Annotated in this window: 2 protein-coding genes; both read right to left on the bottom strand. The window is 67.1% G+C overall.

Going from position 1 to position 1,878, the window contains the following annotated elements; translation table 11 throughout:
* Positions 1 to 128: 128 nt before the first annotated feature.
* Positions 129 to 701: a purine-cytosine permease family protein gene (locus BKD30_RS08380; protein ID WP_083956150.1), complete on the bottom strand. Its 573-nt coding sequence runs from the start codon at positions 699 to 701 to the stop codon at positions 129 to 131.
* A 278-nt stretch (positions 702 to 979) separates the two neighbouring features.
* A partial coding sequence (locus BKD30_RS08385) for an IS1380 family transposase (RefSeq protein ID WP_143588125.1) occupies positions 980 to 1,878 on the bottom strand: 899 nt, incomplete at its 5' end.

The following is a 1,878-nucleotide window of genomic DNA, read 5'->3' on the forward strand; positions in this document are numbered from 1 at the left end:
TCAGGGATCGAGGAGGAGCTCACGACTCCATCCTCTGCCGCGACCAGCGCGACCGGGGAACTCATGCTCATCAGATTGGTGATCCTTCAACTCGCCCCGCGAGGCGGACTTGCTATGAACCGGTGGACTCACCCAACCCTGACACGCAGGGCAGCGGCATCGGGGGCGGTGAGGATGCGAATGAAGAGCACGACGAACACGGCGGCGCTCAGCGCTGTGGCGATCTTGGAGAATTTGTGGATATAGCGGTAGCCGAAGATGGCCAGGGTCGTGGAGAGCAGCGCGAAGATCGTGGCGCCGGCCTGGACCGGCACATGGAGGAGGTCACCGATGGCCTGGCCCCCCAGGACGAGCCCGGTGGCGTAGAACCCCAGGTAGATAATCAGGGAGAGTACGAGCGGGAGGATGGCGCCGTAGTAGCCGAACTGCGCCCGGCTCTGAATCATCTGCGGCACGCCCAGTTTGGGTCCCTGGGCGGAGTGAAGGGCGGTAACGAACCCGCCCAAGATGTTTCCGATGATGACGGCCGGGATGGCCCACAGGGCCGAGTTTCCCAGGATGACAAACAGCGCGCCGGTCACCACCGCAGTGATGGATGTGTTGGCGGCGAACCAGACAAAGAAGAGGCTTCGAGCCACGCCGTGGCGCTCGGTTTCCGGTATGTAGTCGATGGCGCGGTGCTCAATACGCGAGGATTTCATGGCTTCCTTCGTAGAAGAGGTGCAATGCAGCCTAAGGCCGGTACGGTCACCATTGACCGACATGCAACCGATATACCGGTAACATATGCTTTAGCCTCGATCTTTCACCGCGGCTGGTTGGCTGAGGGTCAGGGCTTACCGTCTGCCTGATGGGTGCGATTCTCGCATGTGGGTACGACAGTGCTGCCCGCTGACCTTGGCGGGTGTCCGGTGCGGGTCCACTCCCGCACGTGCCGGTGCTGCTGCTTCCTGTCTCGTCGTTGCGTTCGGAGGGGCTGTTATGGCAGGCCGAGGAGGGCGAGGCGGTCCAGGGCCTTCAGGAGCAGGGGCGTCTCGGGGGCGGCCGCGGCCAGGTGCAGCACGGCGCGGCGGGCGTGCCGGGAGGCTCTGGCGGCGGTCTCGAAGAGGCGCGCCCGGAGTCGTTTGGGCTCCCAACGGCGGGCGTTGTGCCCATGGAGGGCGAGCATCTGGGCCCAGGCGGTGAGCTCGGCGGCGAGCATGACCAGGTGGCACCACAAGTTGTTGGCGTCGAACGCGTGGAGGGGAAGGTTCTGCAGGCCGGTGTCCTTGGCGGCGCGGATCCGGTCCTCGCACCGGGCCCGCAGCCGGTGTCTGACCTCGAGGTCGGCGAGCTGGCCGCGGGTCTGGTTGGTGGCGAAGGCGGTGTAGCGCATCCCGTCGAGGTCGGTGATGCGCAGTTGCGCCCCAACGTGCGGGACCTCCTTGCGGACGATCACGCGCATCCCTGCCGGCCAGGCGGACAGGTCCAGCATCCCGGTCACGTCGGCGACCCAGGCCCCGTCGCGTTCGTGCCCGTCGGAGTTGTAGGCCCGCGCCCACGCCTGAGCCGGGACGAGCGGCAGGGCCCTGTCGAGTGCGCCGTGGATGGGGAACCCCACCGAGTAGGACAGGTTCCTCCTGGGTGCGGCGAGCCAGTGCACGAACTCCTGCGTGCCCCCGGCCGAGTCAGTGCGGACCATGACCTTCCGCCCCGACCGGAACCCGGCCGGCAGCTGCTTCAGCGCGTCCCCGGTGACCGTGATGTGGTCCGTCGCGGTGTTCGACCCGGCGTTGCCGGGGCGCAGCAGCACGGCGAGGGGCTCACCGGTGCCCGCACCGCCGTGGTCCACGAAGGCGCACAGCGGGTGGAAGCCATAGCCCTTCTTCCAGGTGGGAC

This window comes from Tersicoccus phoenicis (assembly GCF_001968835.1).
Taxonomy (GTDB): Bacteria; Actinomycetota; Actinomycetes; order Actinomycetales; family Micrococcaceae; genus Tersicoccus; species Tersicoccus phoenicis.

Bases quoted from the DNA above. Each gene is read 5' to 3' on its own strand.
- BKD30_RS08380 (WP_083956150.1), bottom strand. From the start codon at position 701: ATGAAATCCTCGCGTATTGAGCACCGCGCCATCGACTACATACCGGAA.